The 2,374-nt window shown below is 60.1% G+C and carries 5 protein-coding genes; all 5 read right to left on the bottom strand.

Translation table 11 applies throughout. From position 1 onward, the window contains the following. The coding region (locus tag FJ548_RS29670) for a hypothetical protein (RefSeq protein ID WP_140779798.1) at positions 1–518 on the bottom strand (518 nt) is incomplete at its 3' end. Positions 519–520: 2 nt separating this feature from the next. Further along, on the bottom strand, positions 521–1,246 hold the full coding sequence (locus tag FJ548_RS29665; protein WP_140779797.1) for a hypothetical protein: 726 nt from the start codon (positions 1,244–1,246) through the stop codon (positions 521–523). A 13-nt stretch (positions 1,247–1,259) separates the two neighbouring features. Further along, entirely contained in the window at positions 1,260–1,598 is a 339-nt protein-coding gene (locus FJ548_RS29660; protein ID WP_140779795.1) for a hypothetical protein, read from the bottom strand. Positions 1,599–1,610: 12 nt separating this feature from the next. Continuing rightward, a complete protein-coding gene (locus tag FJ548_RS29655; protein ID WP_140779793.1) occupies positions 1,611–1,982 on the bottom strand; it encodes a hypothetical protein in 372 nt (123 codons plus the stop codon). Next, on the bottom strand, positions 1,982–2,374 hold a 393-nt coding region (locus FJ548_RS29650), incomplete at its 5' end, for a hypothetical protein (protein ID WP_210242715.1). The genes FJ548_RS29655 and FJ548_RS29650, both read right to left, overlap by 1 nt.

The raw sequence follows: 2,374 nt of genomic DNA, 5'->3' as shown, positions 1-2,374 counted from the left end.
TCGCTGAAAAACCCAGCAGAGGGGGCGGACGGCTTGCCACGCCACGCCGCTCCCTCTTCGCCTTCCACCAACCGTGCCACGATGGTATCGACGGATTGCAGGCCCAGCGGCGTGCGCGCGTTCACGAAAAGCTTTTTGCCGTCGTCAGACAGTTCCACCTCGAACTCATTTTCCCGCTTGAGCAGCGCCATCGCACCTTCAAACAGCCCGGGCTTAATCCTGGCTTTGCTGAGCGACGAATGAAGGGCGTTCTCCACCGCGTCGTCGCGGCGCGCCTTTTTCTCGGCTTCCAGCTTCGCCGGATACTCAGTCTCAAGCTTCTCGACCTGCGCACTGAGGCGAACGATTTCAGCCTTGGCCTCGACAACGGCATCCGCAGCGCGAACGGACAATTCAAGGTCGCCGTCGTCGGTGTCCATGTAGCAGATGCGATATTCCTCCGGCACCGACTCAAGCTCGGCCACCGTGATCTTCTTGCGCAGCTTTGCGTCGCCGACTATGTGAAAAACGCCAGCCATGTTCATGCCCCCTGTTGATGTGCGGCAAGAGCGCTTTCGCGCTTCGTGCGGGCCGCGATTGCGCCATCAGCGAACTTGGTGTCGGACGCTTTCTGCACGAGAGCGAGGAAGGCCTTGCCGCCGGTTTCAGCCGCAGCGCGCATCTTGACGAGACGATCCAAGCGCTTCATCTCGGTCGGGAAATGCTTCTCCCGGTACCGGTGCCTGAGCGCGTCAAGCTCAGCGGCTGTCATCCCCGTCAACAGGGAAGGGGCGCTCAGCACAGCAGCGAGGGTCGTCATATCGTTGGCGTCGAAGCGAGCGGCGAGTTCCTTGGTGCGCTTGGCTTGCGTCATAGCCTTGAGCGCCGCCCTGATCTCTATTTCGAACTTCGACTCGACAGCCGGCGCGAACGTCGCCTTTTCGATGCCCGCTATCGTGGCGGAAACTTTGGCGTGGGCGGCGTCAAGCTTAGCGGCAACCCTAGCACCCACCTTCTGTGCAGCCTGCGCGACCTGGAGGGCGGCAACAGCGGGAGCCTGCGTCTTGTCCGCAAACACGGCGTGGGCGAGATTGGCCAGCGCGTGCGCCTCCTCCCTCGCCGCCTTCATGGCTCCTGATAGCGCCATATGCTCAAGGTCGGGCTCAGGCTTGACGTTGCCGACCGCCCTTTCAGCGTGATGATCCACTGCCCGTTCATCAATGCTGGGCGAGACTTCCAACGTCCGTTCAATGTCGATGATATTCATGGTTTGTTCTCCTTCAAAGTTTGTTTTCAAGCACGAGCCATCCGAGGTTCATTCGGGCGACAGATTCCGCGATGGCGAATGATCCTGACGGTCGCTGCACGCTGCGGGCTTCCAGCAGCACCCGCGCCACGCCGTCCTCAGCGCCCAGATAGGAACCCTTCAACCCGTTTACGGTGACGGCATCGCCTTCCTGAAATGAGGGACTTTCGACAACCGTCAGCCCGCTTTGGCCGGTGAGGAATCCCATTGAGCCTCCGTCCTCAGGGCGGCTCAGGTAGGCGTTCGCATTGGGCAGAGCCGTGATAACCCAGCGCACGTTTCGGAGCAGGACGATATCGCCAATCTGGGCCATCAGACTTCTCCCTCAGGCTGCATTTCGATTTTCGATGACCAGCAGTGCAAAGCTTACCCTCGCAACGGCAGGACCGATCTCAAAGAAGCCGACGGCGGTGAATTGTCGCCGTCTCGGTGCCAGCATAACGCGGGCAATGTTGCCATCGCGTTCGCGGCTCAGGTACGTGCCCTTGATCCCGTCGACCGTAACTTTCTCGCCCGACTCGAAGCTCGGTGTTTCCAGTCGCGTTAGCCGGCTAGGGTTACTCTCGATGCTGGAGAATGATCCCCATTTGGTTCTACGGATCAGCTTCGCATCCTGCCCGCCGTTCTGCTTGGGGACGATCCGGTCAACCACATATCGGAGTGAGTCCAGCAGAACGATGTCGCCGGCCTTTACCATCAGACTTCCTCAGGCCTTGCGAGGCGCTGTTCGATGGTGCCGAAGTCCAGGGGCGCCTTGCCCTCGCGATCCCTCTCGACCAGCAACGCGAATTGCCAGCGCCGCAACGTGAGATGTTCGATTGCGCCACCGTCGAAATCGCGCTGCACGCTGACGAATAATTCGGCAAGTTCGCTTGGTGCTTTCGCGAGCATCTTGCCGCCGTCGATCTGCTCGATGAATGGATGGGTGGGCTTAGGCGCAGGAACCGCGAGATAGAGCGTGTTCTCCTTGAACAGCGTCACGGAGCTGTCTGAGTCGTAGGGCGCTGAGCTGTATCCGACTTCGAAATCGTTGCGTCTATGGCCTTTCCGAAGGTCAGATTCGGGCCGAAGCGTCAGCAGCAATTCAGT

The organism is Mesorhizobium sp. B2-4-17, assembly GCF_006441275.1.
Taxonomy (GTDB): Bacteria; Pseudomonadota; Alphaproteobacteria; order Rhizobiales; family Rhizobiaceae; genus Mesorhizobium.
The sequence above is the reverse complement of the archived record's forward strand: the minus strand, read 5'-3'. Positions and strand labels throughout refer to the sequence as shown.

Excerpts from the sequence above, each read along its gene's own strand:
- FJ548_RS29655 (WP_140779793.1), bottom strand. The coding sequence starts at position 1,982 with ATGGTAAAGGCCGGCGACATCGTTCTGCTGGACTCACTCCGATATGTG.
- FJ548_RS29665 (WP_140779797.1), bottom strand. The coding sequence starts at position 1,246 with ATGAATATCATCGACATTGAACGGACGTTGGAAGTCTCGCCCAGCATT.
- FJ548_RS29660 (WP_140779795.1), bottom strand. The coding sequence starts at position 1,598 with ATGGCCCAGATTGGCGATATCGTCCTGCTCCGAAACGTGCGCTGGGTT.